General features: G+C 65.6%; 18 protein-coding genes. 3 read left to right on the forward strand and 15 right to left on the reverse strand.

Annotation, left to right across the window (positions count from 1 at the left end; genetic code table 11):
• The first annotated feature begins 116 nt into the window (after positions 1 to 116).
• The 3 genes from E1832_RS19240 (at position 117) to deoD (ending at position 3257) form a co-directional block, all read left to right on the forward strand.
• Complete coding sequence (locus tag E1832_RS19240; RefSeq protein WP_133361403.1) at positions 117 to 2096, forward strand: protein meaA; 1980 nt, start codon at positions 117 to 119, stop codon at positions 2094 to 2096.
• A 105-nt stretch (positions 2097 to 2201) separates the two neighbouring features.
• Positions 2202 to 2525, forward strand: coding sequence for an H-NS histone family protein (locus tag E1832_RS19245; protein WP_133361404.1), 324 nt, complete (start codon positions 2202 to 2204; stop codon positions 2523 to 2525).
• A gap of 18 nt (positions 2526 to 2543) precedes the next feature.
• Complete coding sequence (deoD, locus tag E1832_RS19250) at positions 2544 to 3257, forward strand: purine-nucleoside phosphorylase (protein ID WP_133361405.1); 714 nt, start codon at positions 2544 to 2546, stop codon at positions 3255 to 3257.
• A gap of 79 nt (positions 3258 to 3336) precedes the next feature.
• Here deoD and E1832_RS19255 read toward each other — a convergent pair whose 3' ends face one another.
• The 15 genes from E1832_RS19255 to E1832_RS19320 all read right to left on the reverse strand — a co-directional run bounded on the left by E1832_RS19255 (position 3337) and on the right by E1832_RS19320 (position 15594).
• Positions 3337 to 4182 (reverse strand): urea carboxylase-associated family protein, encoded by an 846-nt coding sequence (locus E1832_RS19255; RefSeq protein WP_133361406.1) that lies wholly within the window; start codon positions 4180 to 4182, stop codon positions 3337 to 3339.
• A 184-nt stretch (positions 4183 to 4366) separates the two neighbouring features.
• The gene (locus E1832_RS19260; protein ID WP_133361407.1) at positions 4367 to 5539 is read right to left on the reverse strand and encodes a type III PLP-dependent enzyme; all 1173 of its coding nucleotides are present in this window, start codon (positions 5537 to 5539) and stop codon (positions 4367 to 4369) included.
• Positions 5540 to 5750: 211 nt separating this feature from the next.
• Positions 5751 to 5948, reverse strand: a complete 198-nt coding sequence (locus E1832_RS19265) for a hypothetical protein (protein ID WP_133361408.1) — start codon at positions 5946 to 5948, stop codon at positions 5751 to 5753.
• Between the two features lie 64 nt (positions 5949 to 6012).
• The gene (locus tag E1832_RS22600; protein ID WP_165978928.1) at positions 6013 to 6189 is read right to left on the reverse strand and encodes a hypothetical protein; all 177 of its coding nucleotides are present in this window, start codon (positions 6187 to 6189) and stop codon (positions 6013 to 6015) included.
• A 104-nt stretch (positions 6190 to 6293) separates the two neighbouring features.
• Positions 6294 to 7007 (reverse strand): ZIP family metal transporter, encoded by a 714-nt coding sequence (locus tag E1832_RS19270; protein WP_206021079.1) that lies wholly within the window; start codon positions 7005 to 7007, stop codon positions 6294 to 6296.
• A 9-nt stretch (positions 7008 to 7016) separates the two neighbouring features.
• The gene (locus tag E1832_RS19275) at positions 7017 to 7796 is read right to left on the reverse strand and encodes a succinate dehydrogenase iron-sulfur subunit (protein ID WP_133361409.1); all 780 of its coding nucleotides are present in this window, start codon (positions 7794 to 7796) and stop codon (positions 7017 to 7019) included.
• A 108-nt stretch (positions 7797 to 7904) separates the two neighbouring features.
• Positions 7905 to 8993 (reverse strand): glycosyltransferase, encoded by a 1089-nt coding sequence (locus E1832_RS19280; RefSeq protein ID WP_133361410.1) that lies wholly within the window; start codon positions 8991 to 8993, stop codon positions 7905 to 7907.
• A gap of 85 nt (positions 8994 to 9078) precedes the next feature.
• Positions 9079 to 10884 (reverse strand): succinate dehydrogenase flavoprotein subunit, encoded by a 1806-nt coding sequence (gene sdhA / locus E1832_RS19285; RefSeq protein ID WP_133361411.1) that lies wholly within the window; start codon positions 10882 to 10884, stop codon positions 9079 to 9081.
• Positions 10885 to 10907: 23 nt separating this feature from the next.
• Positions 10908 to 11279: a succinate dehydrogenase, hydrophobic membrane anchor protein gene (gene sdhD, locus E1832_RS19290; RefSeq protein ID WP_133361412.1), complete on the reverse strand. Its 372-nt coding sequence runs from the start codon at positions 11277 to 11279 to the stop codon at positions 10908 to 10910.
• An 11-nt stretch (positions 11280 to 11290) separates the two neighbouring features.
• On the reverse strand, positions 11291 to 11674 hold the full coding sequence (gene sdhC / locus E1832_RS19295; protein ID WP_133361413.1) for a succinate dehydrogenase, cytochrome b556 subunit: 384 nt from the start codon (positions 11672 to 11674) through the stop codon (positions 11291 to 11293).
• 265 nt (positions 11675 to 11939) lie between these two features.
• Positions 11940 to 12980, reverse strand: a complete 1041-nt coding sequence (locus E1832_RS19300) for a MaoC family dehydratase (protein ID WP_133361414.1) — start codon at positions 12978 to 12980, stop codon at positions 11940 to 11942.
• Positions 12980 to 13186 (reverse strand): DUF1737 domain-containing protein, encoded by a 207-nt coding sequence (locus E1832_RS19305; RefSeq protein ID WP_133361415.1) that lies wholly within the window; start codon positions 13184 to 13186, stop codon positions 12980 to 12982. The genes E1832_RS19300 and E1832_RS19305 overlap by 1 nt, the downstream gene beginning before the upstream one ends.
• Before the next feature lie 8 nt (positions 13187 to 13194).
• Positions 13195 to 13746, reverse strand: a complete 552-nt coding sequence (locus tag E1832_RS19310) for an NnrU family protein (RefSeq protein WP_133361416.1) — start codon at positions 13744 to 13746, stop codon at positions 13195 to 13197.
• 6 nt (positions 13747 to 13752) lie between these two features.
• Positions 13753 to 14610 carry an HpcH/HpaI aldolase/citrate lyase family protein gene (locus E1832_RS19315; RefSeq protein WP_133361417.1) on the reverse strand — a complete coding sequence of 286 codons (858 nt, stop codon included), beginning with the start codon at positions 14608 to 14610 and terminating at the stop codon, positions 13753 to 13755.
• A gap of 228 nt (positions 14611 to 14838) precedes the next feature.
• A complete protein-coding gene (locus E1832_RS19320; protein WP_133361418.1) occupies positions 14839 to 15594 on the reverse strand; it encodes a sulfite exporter TauE/SafE family protein in 756 nt (251 codons plus the stop codon).
• Positions 15595 to 15731 lie beyond the last annotated feature (137 nt).

Here is a 15731-nt window from a genome sequence, read left to right on the forward strand (position 1 = left end):
CGCAGCCGGCCGGGCGCCCCGCGATGCCGCAATGCAGCGAATTGACATGCGTCGATAATTACGATTTAGAACAGCAAAGCGAAATAATCTTGCGACCCCGACTTGAGAGGTTCCCGATGACGCAGACGCAGAAACCCCGCCAGACCGACCGTCCCTGGCTGATCCGTACCTATGCCGGCCATTCCACCGCCCGGGCCTCGAACGCGCTCTATCGCAGCAACCTGGCCAAGGGGCAGACCGGGCTTTCGGTGGCCTTCGACCTGCCGACCCAGACCGGCTATGACAGCGACCACACCCTGGCGCGCGGCGAGGTCGGCAAGGTCGGCGTGCCGGTCTCGCATCTGGGCGACATGCGGATGCTGTTCGACCAGATCCCGCTGGACCAGATGAACACCTCGATGACCATCAACGCCACCGCCCCCTGGCTGCTGGCGCTCTATATCGCGGTGGCCGAGGAACAGGGCGCCGACATCTCGAAACTGCAGGGCACGGTGCAGAACGACCTGATCAAGGAATACCTCTCGCGCGGCACCTATGTCTGCCCGCCGAAGCCCTCGCTCAGGATGATCGCCGACGTGGCCGAGTATTGCTATACTCATGTGCCGAAATGGAACCCGATGAATGTCTGCTCCTATCACCTGCAAGAGGCCGGCGCGACGCCCGAGCAGGAGCTGGCCTTTGCGCTGGCGACCGGCATCGCGGTACTGGACGAATTGCGCCCCCGCGTCCCGGCCGAGGATTTTCCGGCCATGGTCGGACGCATCTCGTTCTTTGTGAATGCCGGGATCCGCTTCATTACAGAAATGTGCAAGATGCGCGCCTTTGTCGATCTCTGGGACGAGATCTGCGAAAAACGCTATGGCGTCACCGACCCGAAATTCCGCCGCTTCCGCTATGGCGTGCAGGTCAACTCGCTTGGCCTGACCGAACAGCAGCCGGAAAACAACGTCTACCGCATCCTGATCGAAATGCTGGCTGTGACGCTCAGCAAAAAGGCCCGCGCACGCGCCGTGCAATTGCCCGCTTGGAACGAGGCGCTGGGCCTGCCGCGCCCCTGGGACCAGCAATGGTCGATGCGGATGCAGCAGATCCTGGCCTATGAGACCGATCTGCTGGAATATGAGGATCTGTTCGACGGCAACCCGGCGGTCGACGCCAGGGTCGAGGCGCTGAAAGCGGGCGCGCGGGCGGAACTGGCCAATCTCGACAGCATGGGCGGTGCGATCCAGGCGATCGACTACATGAAATCGCGGCTGGTCGAGTCCAACGCCGAACGGCTGGGCCGGATCGAGGCCGGCGAAACCGTGGTCGTCGGCGTGAACCGGTTCACCACAACCGAGCCCTCGCCGCTGATGAGCGCCGATGGCGGCATCATGACGGTCGACCCGGCGGTGGAACAGGATCAGATCGACCGGCTGAACGCCTGGCGCGCCGAGCGGGACGAGCCGGCGGTTCAGGCCGCCCTCGCCGCCCTGCGCGAGGCCGCGCGCGAGGGGCGCAACATCATGGAACCCTCGATCGCCGCCGCCAGGGCCGGCGCCACCACCGGCGAATGGGCCGAGCAGATGCGCACCGTCCATGGCACCTATCGCGGACCCACCGGCGTGTCCGGCTCGGTCTCGAACAGAACCGAGGGGCTGGAGGATCTGCGCGAGGCCGTCGATGCGGTCAGCGACAAACTGGGCCGCCGGCTGAAATTTCTCGTCGGCAAACCGGGTCTTGACGGCCATTCCAACGGCGCCGAGCAGATCGCCTTCCGCGCCCGCGATTGCGGCATGGACATTTCCTATGAGGGGATTCGCCTCACCCCGCAGGAAATCGTCGAAAAGGCGCAAAGCGAAAACGCCCATGTGGTCGGCCTTTCGATCCTGTCCGGCAGCCACATTCCTCTGGTCGAGGATGTGATGACCCGCATGCGCGCGGCGGGCCTTGGGAAGACCCCGGTTATCGTCGGCGGAATCATTCCCGAGGACGATGCTGAAAAATTACGCAAAATGGGTGTGGCAAAAATCTACACACCGAAGGATTTCGAGCTAAATACCATTATGGGCGATATCGTGACACTGGTGGATCCGGAAAGAATTGCGGCGGAATAATCCAGGTTCTGAATTTTGGCGCTGACCGGCACCATGATTATCGCTATTGTAATTGGAATGCGCCGACCATAGGGATGGCGCACCGATGATTTACAGGGGAATGCCATGGCGCTTGATCTGACTTCCATGACTCGCAAGGAGCTGCTTCAGCTCCAGAAAGACGTCGAAAAGGCCCTTAAAGATGCCGAGCAACGCGAAAGACGCGAAGCCCTGAAAGCGGCGGAAAAGGCTGCGGCGGAATTCGGCTTCTCGCTGTCGGAACTCTCCACCGACGCGGCGGCGCGCGGCGCGACGAAAAAACCCAAGACACCGCCGAAATACCGCAACCCGGACAACCACGAACAAACCTGGTCGGGACGCGGGCGCAAACCGCAATGGGTTCATGACGCCCTGAGCCGGGGCGCCGATATCACCGATATGGAAATCTGAGAGCCACGCGGTCTCAAAATGACAATTCATATTGGTGCCGCGCCCGGTGACATTGCCGAAACGGTCCTGTTGCCCGGCGATCCCTACCGCGCGAAATGGGCGGCAGAGACATTTCTGTCGGATGTGCGGCAGGTCAATGCGGTGCGCGGCATGCTGGGATTTACCGGCACCTGGAACGGCCATCCGGTCACCATACAGGGCAGCGGCATGGGCATGCCGTCGCTGTCGATCTACGTCAACGAACTGATCCGCGACTATGGCGCGCAGACCCTGATCCGCATCGGCTCCTGCGGCGGAATGCAGGATCACGTGGGTCTGCGCGACGTGGTGCTGGCGATGACGGCCAGCACGGTGACCTCCCCCTCCTCCACCATCTTCCGCGAGGTGAATTTCGCCCCCGGCGCCGACTGGTCGCTGTTGCGCGCGGCCGTCGCGGCGGCCGAGGCAAAGGGCACCCGCACCCATGTCGGCGGCATCTATTCGTCGGACACCTTCTATGACGAACGGCCCGATCTGAACGAACAGATGGTGCGCCATGGCATCCTGGCGGTGGAAATGGAGGCCGCGGAACTCTATATGCTGGCCGCCCGCTATGGCCGCCGCGCGCTGGCGGTGCTGACGGTCTCCGACCACCTGATCACCGGCGAGGCGCTGGCCTCCGAGCATCGGGAAAGCAGCTTTGGCGACATGGTGGAAATCGCGCTGAACGCCGCGTTCCCCGACGCCCGCTAAAGCGCGCTGGCGCGAAAAAGCATGTGCACCGCCCCTGCACCCGATGTGCACGGGGCCGTGCAGTGGGCGTGCAGCCGGGTCAGCGCCCGTGGCTGCGGTCGTAGCCGTTGACCGGCGGCGATGCCCAGCCCTCCAGCGCCCCCTCCTGCGGCGCGAAGACCTCGATCAGCAGCGGATGGCAGGTGGCGGCATCGCTGGAATGCTCCGCCGAACAATCGCCACCCGGGCAGGCGCTGAGCGCACCCAGCAGGTCGATCTCGGCAAAGAACTCCAGATAATCGCCCGGCCGCACCGGGCTTGCCTTCATGAAATACTGCCCCGTATCGCGGGTAAAGCCGGTGCACATAAAGACATTGAGCACGTCATGGACATGGCGCTCCGCCTCGGCCAGCGACAGACCGGTGTGATCGGCCAGCGCGCGGGTCAGGTTGGAATGGCAGCAATGGTGATACTGCCCGCCCGACAGCAGATTATGGGTGTAGGGATCGCAGCGGGTGCCGATCACATCATGCACCGAGCCGCCGAATTCATCGATCCCATACCAGCCCAGCGTGTCCTCAACGATGGTCGCCATCGGCCGCAGCGCGGGGAAACTGCTCCACAACCGCTCGCCGGTGGTCACATGCGTCCCATGCAGCGCCCGGGTCTTGCCGGAATAGAACCGCTCGGTGAGGTCATGGGCGTTCCACAGGTTCAGATCCCCCACCTGCGGCCCCTCGATACTGGAGATGCGAAAGAATTGCCCGGCCGGAACGGCAAAGGCGGCGGCCTCGCGCGGCGGTGCGATCACCTCGGCCACCTTTTCCGCCCCGGCCCGCGCCCGCGCGTAGAGCGCCGGATCGGGCGGCGGCAGCCTGTCACCCGGATAACAGATCACCGGCGCAACGGCACGGCGGGCATCGGCGTCTTGTGGCGCTTGGGTCATGGCGGGCCTCCGTCTGTTCCGCCGAGAAAACCGCGCCGCGCCCCGACATGCAAGCGCCCAACCTCGCCTCGTCATCCTTTCACCGCAACGATTCCCGGGGGGCGGCGGACCGGACAGGGCGACGGGGCAACGCCCCGGGAACCGCCCGGAAACAGCCCCGCCCGTTCGGGCGGGGCCGCCTGGCTCAGATCACCACCACGTCCAGCGGCGGAAAGCCGTTGAAGCCGACGCTGGCGTAGGTCGAGGTATAGGCGCCGCAGTTGCGGATCAGGATGCGGTCGCCGGATTTCAGCCCCAGCGGCAACTCGACCGGGCGCTTTTCATAAAGCACGTCGGCGCTGTCGCAGGAGGGGCCGGCCAGGATGCAGGCGCCCATCGGCTCGTGATCGCGCTCGGTCACGAACTGATAGCGGATCGCCTCGTCCATGGTCTCGGCCAGCCCCGAGAACTTGCCGATGTCCAGATAAACCCAGCGGTGCAGATCGCTGTCCGACTTGCGCGACACCAGCAGCACCTCGGCGGCGATCATGCCAGCCTCGGCCACCAGCCCGCGGCCCGGTTCTGCCATCACATGCGGCACGTCGCCGAACCGCTCCGTCACCAGCTCCATCACCCGTGCCGAATAGGCGGTCGGGCCCTCGATCTCCTCGCCGTAGTAGGCCGGGAACCCGCCGCCGATGTTCAGCAGCTCCAGCGCATGCCCCGCGTCGCGGGCGGCGTGCCAGACGGCCGCCACCTGATCCAGCGTGGTGGTCCACATCTCGGCCCGCCGGGTCTGGCTGCCCACGTGGAACGACAGGCCCACCGGGGCCAGCCCCAGCGAGACGGCGTAATCCATCAGCCCGATCGCCTTGTCGCGGGCGCAGCCGAACTTTCGGCTCAGCGGCCAGTCGGCCTCGGACGCATCGACGATCAGGCGAATATAGACCCGCGATCCGGGTGCGGATTCGGCGATCTTCTCCAGCTCTTCCTCGGCATCGGCGGCAAACAGGGTGACGCCGGCGTGAAAGGCGAACTCGATGTCGCGCGCCTTTTTCACGGTGTTTCCGAACGAGATATTCTCGGGATGCGCGCCCAGCGACAGGCACAGCTCGATCTCGGCGCGCGAGGCCGCGTCAAAGCCCGAACCGAGGCCCACCAGGCGCTCCACGATCTCGCGGGCCGGGTTGGCCTTGACGGCATAGTGAATGCGCGCACGGCCCAGACCGGCCTTCAGCGCGTGATACTGATCGGCGACGCGATCCACGTCCAGAACCAGCGTCGGGTGGTCGAACTGCGTCGAGCGGATGAAATTTTCGATGCGGGCGTGCGGGCGCACGTCTTTAGCGACCGAAAACTCGGTTACGTATGCGTTCATGGTCATCTCCATCAGACCCGGCCATTCCGGTTTCCCGGCGCAGACCGCTCACTTCAAAAGGAGACGTTACCGTCGCTACGTAACCATAGGGGACTTTGGAACCCCTTTCGCCAGAGGCGCGTGCGTTGGCGTCTTGATCGCGCATATCGGGCCAAACCCCGAGTCGATCAAGAGGGAAAATCACAACAGACTCGTTTTTTTCCGAATGCTGTCAGCTGTGGTTTTTCAGGCATAACCGCGGCGGGCCGTGGCCGGTCCCGGGTATCTCGCCGCCGCAGGCGGCGCAGCGCCAGACGCCGCGCGCACGGTCCTGCCGCCAGCGGCAGTCGCGGCTGAGCGAACTGCTGCGATGGCGCCAGATGAAATAGGCCAGCACCCCGGCCAGAAGGATCAGAAGCAATACAGGCAAGGGCCCCTCCCTTTCGGTCCGGGGCCCGTTCTATTGCAGGGGCGGGACACTTGCCAGCAGGCGGTCAGGCGGCGGCGTGGTACTGAAACAACTCCTGCGCCGGATCGGCCTCGGCCTCGACCGGCAGCGCCTCGGGCGTGAAATAGGCCCAGGCTTCTTCAAGGGTTTTCAGCGCGGCCTGCGCCTTGCGCTCGGCAATGGCACTGGCGGCGATTTCGGGGGTATGCGCGTTGTCGTACATGGGTCGCTCCGGCAATATCAGAGGCCCTCCCTGCGGCATAACCTAAGGCCAATGCTGCACTGCCGCATCGGACAAAAACGCAATCTTGCCATGCGCTTGCTGCATCACGCGATGACCAGCGCCCCGGCCAGCCCCAGCCCGAACCCCAGCACCGCGCCAAGCGCCGGTGCGCTGCTGTCGCGGGTCCGGGCCGCAGGGGCCACGTCCTGGAACAACAGATACAGGATGCCACCGGCGGAAAAGATCATGATCGCACCAAGAACAGCATCCATCTCGACCAGAAACCACATCCCCAGCAGGGCGCAGAGCGGCCCAAGTCCCGCCAGCAGGGCAAAGGCCAGCAGCAGCGGCCGGGCCGCCACCCCATGGCGCCATATCTCGCCAAAGGCGGAAAACCCCTCGGGCAGGTTCTGCAGAAAGATCATCAGCGCCAGCAGTCTGGCGGTCGCCGCCTCGGTGACCAGCAGGGCGCCCAACGCCAGCGCCTCGGGCAGGAAATCCAGCAGCATCGCCACCAGCAGCGCACCGCCGTTGCCGCCGCCACGCTCCAGACGCAGATCGAGCAGATAGAAAACGATCCCGCCCAGGAACAGCAGCCCCAGCGCCAACCAGGGTGGCAGCATCGCCGCCCCATCGGGCACCAGCACCAGCGCCACCGCCGACAGCAGCGCGCCGCCGCCAAAGGCGATCAGCGCGTGCATCACCGGTTCGGTGAACGCCGTCTCGTGACGATAGGCGATCCATGCCAGCGCGCCGCCGAGCGGCAGGGAAAGCCCCGCCGCCCCGGCCAACACCACCACGCCAGAGGTCGGATCCACCGGCGCCGCTCAGACCGCGCGCTTGACCATCAGCTTCTTGATCTCGGCGATCGCCTTGGCCGGGTTCAGACCCTTGGGGCAGGTCTTGGTGCAGTTCATGATGGTGTGGCAGCGATACAGCTTGAAGGGATCCTCCAGCGCATCCAGACGCTCGCCCGTGGCCTCGTCGCGGCTGTCGATGATCCAGCGATAGGCATGCAGCAGCGCGGCCGGGCCCAGATACCGATCGCCGTTCCACCAGTAGCTCGGGCAGGAGGTCGAGCACGACGCGCACATCACGCATTCGTAAAGACCGTCAAGCTTCTTGCGGTCCTCGATCGACTGCTTCCACTCTTTCGCCGGGCGGTTGGTCTTGGTTTCCAGCCAGGGCATGATGCTGGCGTGCTGGGCATAGAAATGGGTCAGGTCGGGGATCAGGTCCTTGACCACCGGCATATGCGGCAGCGGATAGATCTTCACATCGCCCTTGATCTCGTCGAGGCCATAGATGCAGGCCAGCGTGTTGATCCCGTCGATGTTCATCGCGCAGGAGCCGCAGATCCCCTCGCGGCAGGAGCGGCGGAAGGTCAGCGTCGGATCGATCTCGTTCTTGATCTTGATCAGCGCGTCCAGAACCATCGGTCCGCATTTGTCCATGTCGAGGAAATAGGTGTCGACACGCGGGTTCTGCCCGTCGTCGGGGGTCCAGCGGTAGATCTTGAAGGTCCGCAGGGACTTGGCCCCCTCCGGCTTCGGCCAGGTCTTGCCGGTGGTGATCCGGCTGTTCTTGGGAAGAGTGAATTGTACCATGTCACGACCTTTCGTTATCTTCAGTCAGGCCCCGCGCCCTGTCAAAGGGGGATCAGGGGGCATGCAATCGGCGTTTACAGGACACTGCGCCGGTTGCGGCTGGTGGTGTCACACATCGAGAATTCTCCGTCCTTGGCTGAAATTGCCCTGATGCCGCCTTTTGCTCAACGGCTCCATCAGGAACATCTTCATCACGCTCAGCATCCGGCGCAGCCGGGACCGCGCCTGCCAGCGGTCGAACGCCGCGGCGATCGGGCCGTTCAGCACCTCGACCCAACGCGCAACCAGCCTGGCATTGCTGAAGGCCGTGCGCTTTTCGCGGCCGCGCTCGACCATGGCCGCATAGCTGCCGGGCGCCTGCCGGAAGGCCCGGATCGCCGCGATCACATCCTCCGGACGGCGCACCTCGATATAATCCTCGGGCGATGTGCCGACCTCGGCAAAGGCGGGCTCGGGGCCCAGCAGCGCCGGCACCTCGGCCCACCATGCATTGACCAGCTTGTTGGCCGGTTTGCGCGCGGCGTCGTACTCGGTCAGGTTGCGCACCGCCAGAATCAGGTCGGTCTCGCGGTAATCGGCCCAGGCCCGGCCACCGGCGCCCTCGCTCGGCACGCCGATCTCCAGCCGCACCCCCTCGCCCGCCAGCGCGGCGCGGAACGCATCGCTCTGAAAGGCCGGGTCCAGATTGACCGCGGCGCCCTTGAAGGACACGGTCTCGATCCGCTCGCCGCGGTCCGGATCGCGCGCGATCAGCCCCGGCTGCGACCACAGCGGCACCGTCGCGAACGGCCTGGTCGAGGTCGATCCGGCGTTTTGCAACAGGGTGAAATTGGCCAGCTCCGGCTCGTGGCCGTCGCCGCGCGGAATGACAAAGAACGCGGTCCAGCCGCGCACCGTGCGGCCCAGCGCATAAATATCGCCGATATTCACCGCATCCGCGCGCGGCCTGTCCGACAAGGTCACCTCATACCCGGCGCGGCGCAGCTCGTAATAGCTGCGCAGCACCCAGCAATCGGCGCTGTTGATACAGATCTCGGCCAGCCGCTCCGGCGCGATCTCGGCCCCGTCGCCGGATTTCAGCTCGGGCCAGGTGGCCGGATCCGGCGCCACGAAATGCACCGGCCGGGACAATCCCGGGCGGGACGATCCGGCGCCCGCGCCCGCGCGCGGCGAAACGGGGCGCTCGGGGCTCACCATGGCCGCGCGCACCCGCCGCCCTGCCGATGGCAAGGCGGTGTCGATGTTGCGCTGAACCCGGCCCGGTGCCCCATTTGCGCCGCCCTCAGAAGGTCCGCGCCTTGGGCGCGATCTTCTTCAGCGCGATGCCGCCTTCGGCCTCGGTGGTCAGCGGATCGACGATCACCGGGCGATGTGTCAGCGTGACCTGGTTGCCCTCGACACGGCTGATCGTGTGCACGCGCCAGTTCTCGTCGTCGCGCGTCGGATGATCCTCGGACGCGTGCGCGCCGCGGCTTTCCTTGCGTGCCTCGGCGCCGTGGATGGTGGCCAGCGCGTTGGGCATCAGGTTGGTCAGCTCCAGCGTTTCCATCAGGTCGCTGTTCCACACCAGGCTGCGGTCGGTAACCGCCAGATCGTCCACCTTGGCGGCGATCGCGGTCATCTTCTCGACGCCTTCCTTCAGCGTCTCGTCGGTGCGGAACACCGCCGCGTCGGCCTGCATGGTGCGCTGCATCTCCAGCCGCAGTTCGGCGGTGGGGATGTTGCCCTTGGCATGGCGCAGCCCGTCGAACCGGTCGAACGCCTTGTCGATCGAGGGGCGGTTCAGTTCCGGGTTGGGCGCCTCGGGGTCGACCACCTTGCCGGCGCGGATCGCGGCGGCGCGGCCGAACACCACCAGGTCGATCAGCGAGTTGGAGCCAAGGCGGTTGGCGCCGTGCACCGACGCGCAGCCGGCCTCGCCCACGGCCATCAGGCCCGGCACGACGGCGTTGGGATCCTTGGCCGTCGGGTTCAGCACCTCGCCCCAGTAGTTGGTCGGAATGCCGCCCATGTTGTAATGCACCGTCGGCAGAACCGGGATCGGCTCCTTGGTGACATCGACACCGGCAAAGATCTTGGCGCTTTCCGAGATCCCCGGCAGCCGTTCCGCCAGCGCCTCGGCCGGCAGGTGGCTCAGGTTCAGGTGGATATGATCGCCATGCTCGCCGACACCTCGGCCTTCGCGGATCTCCATCGTCATCGAGCGGCTGACATAGTCGCGCGGCGCCAGATCCTTGTACTGGGGCGCATAACGCTCCATAAACCGCTCGCCCTCGGCGTTGGTGAGATACCCGCCCTCGCCGCGCGCGCCCTCGGTGATCAGGCAGCCGGCGCCATAGATGCCGGTCGGGTGGAACTGAACGAATTCCATATCCTGAAGCGGCAGACCCGCGCGCGCCACCATGCCGCCGCCGTCACCGGTGCAGGTATGCGCCGATGTGCAGCTGAAATAGGCCCGGCCATAGCCGCCGGTGGCCAGCACCACGGTCTTGGCGTTGAACACATGCATGGTGCCGTCATCGAGCTTCCAGCACACCACACCCTGACAGACGCCGTCCTCGGACATGATCAGGTCGATGGCGAAATACTCGATGTAGAATTCCGCGTTGTTCTTGAGGCTCTGGCCATAAAGCGTGTGCAGGATGGCATGGCCGGTGCGGTCGGCGGCGGCGCAGGTGCGCTGCACCGGCGGGCCGTCGCCGAACTCGGTGGTGTGGCCGCCGAACGGGCGCTGATAGATCTTGCCCTCTTCGGTCCGGCTGAACGGCACGCCATAGTGCTCCAGCTCGTAGACCGCCTTGGGCGCCTCGCGGGCAAGGTATTCCATCGCATCGGTATCGCCCAGCCAGTCCGACCCCTTGACGGTGTCGAACATGTGCCACTGCCAGTGGTCGGGCCCCATGTTGGACAGCGAGGCGGCGATGCCGCCCTGCGCCGCCACCGTATGCGAGCGGGTCGGGAACACCTTGGTCACGCAGGCGGTGCGCAGCCCCTGTTCGGCCATGCCCAGCGTCGCACGCAGCCCGGCGCCGCCGGCGCCCACAACCACGACGTCGTATTCGTGGGTCTCAAATTCGTATGCAGCCATTGTCTTGTGTCTCCCGTTCGGAGTTAGAGCGCGATGCGGGCGATGGCAAACAGACCCACGGCCGCCGCCGAATAGCTCAGCAGGATCGTGGCGATGATCAGGGCCCGCTGTTTCCAGCCGTGGACGTAATCCTCGATCAGCACCTGAACCCCGTCCTTGAAGTGGCGGAAGCTCACCAGGATGGTCAGCGCCGCGACGATGGCCGGGAACGGCTGCGCGAAATAGGCGATCACCTCGTCATGGGGCCGGCCCAGCATCGGACCAAAGGTAAAGACGAACAGCGGGATCAGCCCAAGCAGCGCGACCGAGCTGACCTTCATGACCCAGAAATGATGAACGCCGGATCTGGCGGCGCCCAGGCCGTCGACGCGCTTGCGGTCGGTAATGTAACGCATGGAGGGCCTCCTCAGATGACAGCGACGGTGATGAGCGTCAGCAGGACCGAGCCGATGACGACCGCCCAGCCCAGCTTGGTTGCGGTTTCCATTTCCAGCATCTTGGCATTGTCCCAGATCAGGTGCCGGATCCCCGCCAGCGTGTGATACCACAGCGCCCAGAGCGACAGGACCATCACCAGATCCCCGAACCAGCTTGTGATCACCGCATCGGCCAGGGAGAAATACTCTGGCGAGGTCGAGGCGGCAAGGAACCACCAGACGATCAGCAGCGCCGCAACGATCAGCGCATTGCCTGTGATCCGCGTCAGGATCGAGGTGATGGCGGTCAGCTGCGGGCGATAGATCGAGAGGTGCGGCGAAAGCGGGCGATTGCCCCGATTAACATCGGCCATGTTGGCTCCTTTTCCGGTTGGCTGCGCCCGTTTTTACGCCTTTTTTCGCGTCTGTCACGTCGCAGCGGGACAAAATTCGTGAAATCCCGATGCGGCGACGCAGAAAAATTCAATTTGTGATCACATGAAACCGGCGCGTGATCACAAATCCGGTCGCCGGTCAAATCCGGCCTGAAAACCGCGCCGGGCGCGCCGCGCTGAGTCTCGCCCCGTGCGCCCGGTTGTTGCCGTGCCGACGTCCGAACCGGCGCGGCCGGCGCCGCGATCACATCGGCATCAAGGCCCAGTAGTCGAGATCGAGCAGCACATGCGGCAGGTATTTGCCATCCGCGCCGCGCAGATCAAAGGGCGCGCCGCCCTTGGTCGCCACCAGCCGCAGCCGTATCGCGCCGACCCCTGGCGCCGATGTCTCGGCCTTGTCCAGCACCTCCGACCAGGCCTTGACCGTGTCGCCGGCGAAACAGGGATTGGCGTGCGCCCCGGCGTTCAGCCCGACGATCATCTGCGCGTTGGCCAGCCCGTTGAACGACAGCGCGCGCGCCATGCTGATCACATGGCCGCCATAGATCAGCCGTCCCTCCGGGCGGACGCTCAGGTCGAAATGCACCTTGGCGGTGTTCTGCCAAAGACGCGTGGCCATCATATGCTCGGCTTCCTCGATGGTGACGCCGTCCACATGGTCGATCCGCTCGCCGATCTCGTAGTCGCCCCAGCGATGCGCCTCGCCGGCCAGCGCGAAATCGTAATCCTCGAACTCCATCCCCTCGGGGATCGCCAGCTGATCGGGCGCAACCGCCGCCGCCAGTTCCGGCACCACGGTTTCCGGCGCCGGCGCCTGCGGGTCGCGCTTGCGCACCATCACCCAGCGCACATATTCCAGCACCGTCTCGCCGGTCTCATTCAGGCCCCGGGTCCGCACCCAGACCACCCCGGTCTTGCCGTTGGAGTTCTGTTTCACTCCGATCACCTCGGAGACCGCCCGCAGCGTGTCGCCGGGATAGACCGGCTTCAGCCAGCGCCCCTCGGCATAGCCCAGGTTCGCCACCGCGTTGAGCGAGACATCCGGCACCGTCTTGCCAAACACCAGGTGAAAGGCCGCCAGATCGTCGATCGGGCTGCAAGGCAGCCCGCAGGACTGCGCGAAAGTATCCGAGGAATAGAGCGCATGGCGCGCCGGATACAGCGCGTGATAAAGCGCCCGCTCGCCTCCCGAGACGGTGCGCGGCACCGCATGGACCAGCGTCTGGCCCACCGCATAATCCTCGAAAAACCGGCCCGCATTGGTCTTTTGCTGGCTTTGGGCCATCACTGCGCTCCTAGTTTCATGTCGGGGGTATAGGCGGCCTCGACCTGCTTGGTTACCGCCTGGCCGCAGCGCATCACGCCGCGCGCCGCGTCAAAGGTATAGGTGGGATCGCCGTAAAGCTCCCACCCCTCGGCCAGCGCCTTGCTGACCTTGTGGCAGAACGCCGAGGTGTCGTCCTCGGTCAGCAGACGGTAAAGCGTGCTCATGCCGTTCCTCACCCGAACGCCGGATAGCCGAGCCAGAGGTGAATGTAGCCGATCACCACCAACAGCACGGCGCTGATTGCCAGGAACATCACATCCTTGCCCAGGCTGCCCTTGCCCGGCGCGGTCCAGCCGGGCTCGGCCCGGTTGATCACAGCCATCTCGACGATCGCCCACAGCCCCAGTCCGCCGAACAGAACAAAGGACGGCACATCGCCGTTGACCAGAAGATGCGCCGCCGCCCACAAAAGGACGCCGGTCAGCATCGGATGCCGCATCCGGTACAGCAGCGCCCCCTTCGACGGACCCGGCGAGGTCAGGTACAGCGCCACCAGCATCAGCACGTTGTTGATCCCCACTGTGGCCGGGTGCCGCCCCCAGAAGAACGCGCCGTCAGCCATGCGATAGCCAAGGACCATCAGGATCACGGCGGCCAACAGGACCAGCGCCACCGCGCCCTTGCCCTTGTCGCCCATGGCGGCGCGGCGCGCCGGCGCCACCCGCTTGAACAAATGCCCGGCCCACCAAAGTGCCACGCCCAGAATCAAAAGACCAAAACCCATCGCTGGCTACCCCGCTTGCAGCGCCTCTATCGCCTCTGCTTTTGCCAGAGTTTCCCGTGCGGTGACAACATGCAGGTTTTCGACAATCTTGCCGTCGACCACCGCCACCCCCTGCCCCGAGGCCTCGACCGCCTCGAACGCGGCGATCTTGCGCCGCGCCAGGTCGATCTCGGCCTCGGACGGGGCGAAGGCGGCATTGGTCACATCCACCTGTGCCGGATGGATCAGCGTCTTGCCGTCGAACCCCATGTCGCGGCCCTGCGCGCATTCGGCCGCCAGCCCCTCGTCGTCCTTGAAGGCGTTGTAGACGCCATCGACAATGATCAACCCCTCGGCCTTGGCCGCCAGCAGGCAGAGGCCGAGGCCGGCCATCATCGGCAGCCGGTCGGGCCGGAACCGCGTCTGCAACTCCTTGGCCAGATCGTTGGTGCCCATCACCATGCCGGTCAGCAGCGGATGCGCGGCGATCCCGGCGGCGTTCAGCATGCCGCGCGGCGTCTCCATCATCGCCCAGACCGGCAGATCGCCGGTGATCGCCGCCAGCGCGTCGATGTCCGATGCCGAGCCGACCTTGGGCAACAGCACCACATCGGCGTCCATTTCGCCCACCGCGCGGGCATCGTCGGCGCCCCAGGGGGTGTCCAGCCCGTTGATCCGCACGATCTTGACCCGCGCGCCATAGCCGCCCTCGGCCAGCGCCGCCTTCAGCGTGTCGCGGGCGTTGTCCTTCTCATCGGCCGAAACCGCATCCTCCAGATCGAAGATGATCGCATCGACCGGCAGGCTGCGGGCCTTGTCCAGTGCGCGCGGCTTGGAGCCGGGGATATAAAGGACGGAACGGTAGGGGCGCGAGCGGGGGTCCATGAATCTCTCCTCGGGTCATAATGTTGCGCCGGAAAGGGGCATTCTTTTCCGGAAAATTCAAGAGGAAATCGCCGCATCGCAGCAATCGCCGACCCGGACGAGGCGCAGAACCCGCCGCGCGCCCGCTCCGGCGCAGGCCGCGCCCGGCTCTCTCGGCGACTCTCTGTTAAACGCGCGACAGCGGCCCGGAGGGACCGGGGCGGGAGACAGGGGGGGACAAAACGCCCCCTACACCAGCCCGTCCCAGATCAGCTTGCCGCCGGTCGCCAGCAGCAGCACATAGGTCAGCCCGAAGAATACCCGCTCGGGCACGATGCTGTGCGCCCGCACGCCCAGCCAGGTGCCGATCAGCGCAAAGGGCGTCAGCGCCAGATTCGCCGCCGCCGTCTGCCAGGTGAACATGCCCAGCCAGGCATAGGGAACGAACTTCACGATATTCAGCACCCAGAAGATCAGCACCGTGCTGGCCTGATACCGGGTCTTGTCCAGCCGCTGCGACAGCAGATAGACCGCCGCCGGCGGCCCGCCCGCATGGCTGACGAAACTGGTGAACCCGGTCACCACCCCCGCCAGCAGCCCGGCCCAACCCGGCAGCCTGTCGCGGAACGGGTGGATCCAGCCGCCCCGCTGGCCAAGCTGCCAGACCACGAACAGCACCGAGATGCCACCGATCAGCAGCCGCATCACATCGGCATCCGCCACCCGGTACAGCGCCACCCCCAACACCACGCCGGGCACCCCGCCCAGCAGCAACAGCCGCGCGTCGGGCCAGCTCCAGCGCCGCCAGTAGGGCCTGAGCGAGGCCAGGTCGATCAGCATCAGCAGCGGCAGCATCACCCCCAGCGCCTGACCCGGCTCAAGGACCAGCGCCAGAATCGTCGACGAGGCAAAGGCCGCACCAGAGCCAAAGCCACCCTTGGAGACCCCCGCGAACAGCACGGCCGGCGCCGCAATGGCGAAAAAGCCCGCATCCAGTTCCAGCATCCTGATTCCTCTTAAGACGCCGGGTTTTCGGCGTTTTCCCATCCATAGTCACAGCCTGCGCCGCGCCGCACTGCGGCATCGGCCCGCGCGTAAGCCTTGCGCGCGCGCCCGTTAAGCACTAGGCAACGCGCACTTCC

Origin of the sequence: Antarcticimicrobium luteum (genome assembly GCF_004358185.1) — a bacterium.
In the GTDB taxonomy this organism is placed as follows: Bacteria; Pseudomonadota; Alphaproteobacteria; order Rhodobacterales; family Rhodobacteraceae; genus Antarcticimicrobium; species Antarcticimicrobium luteum.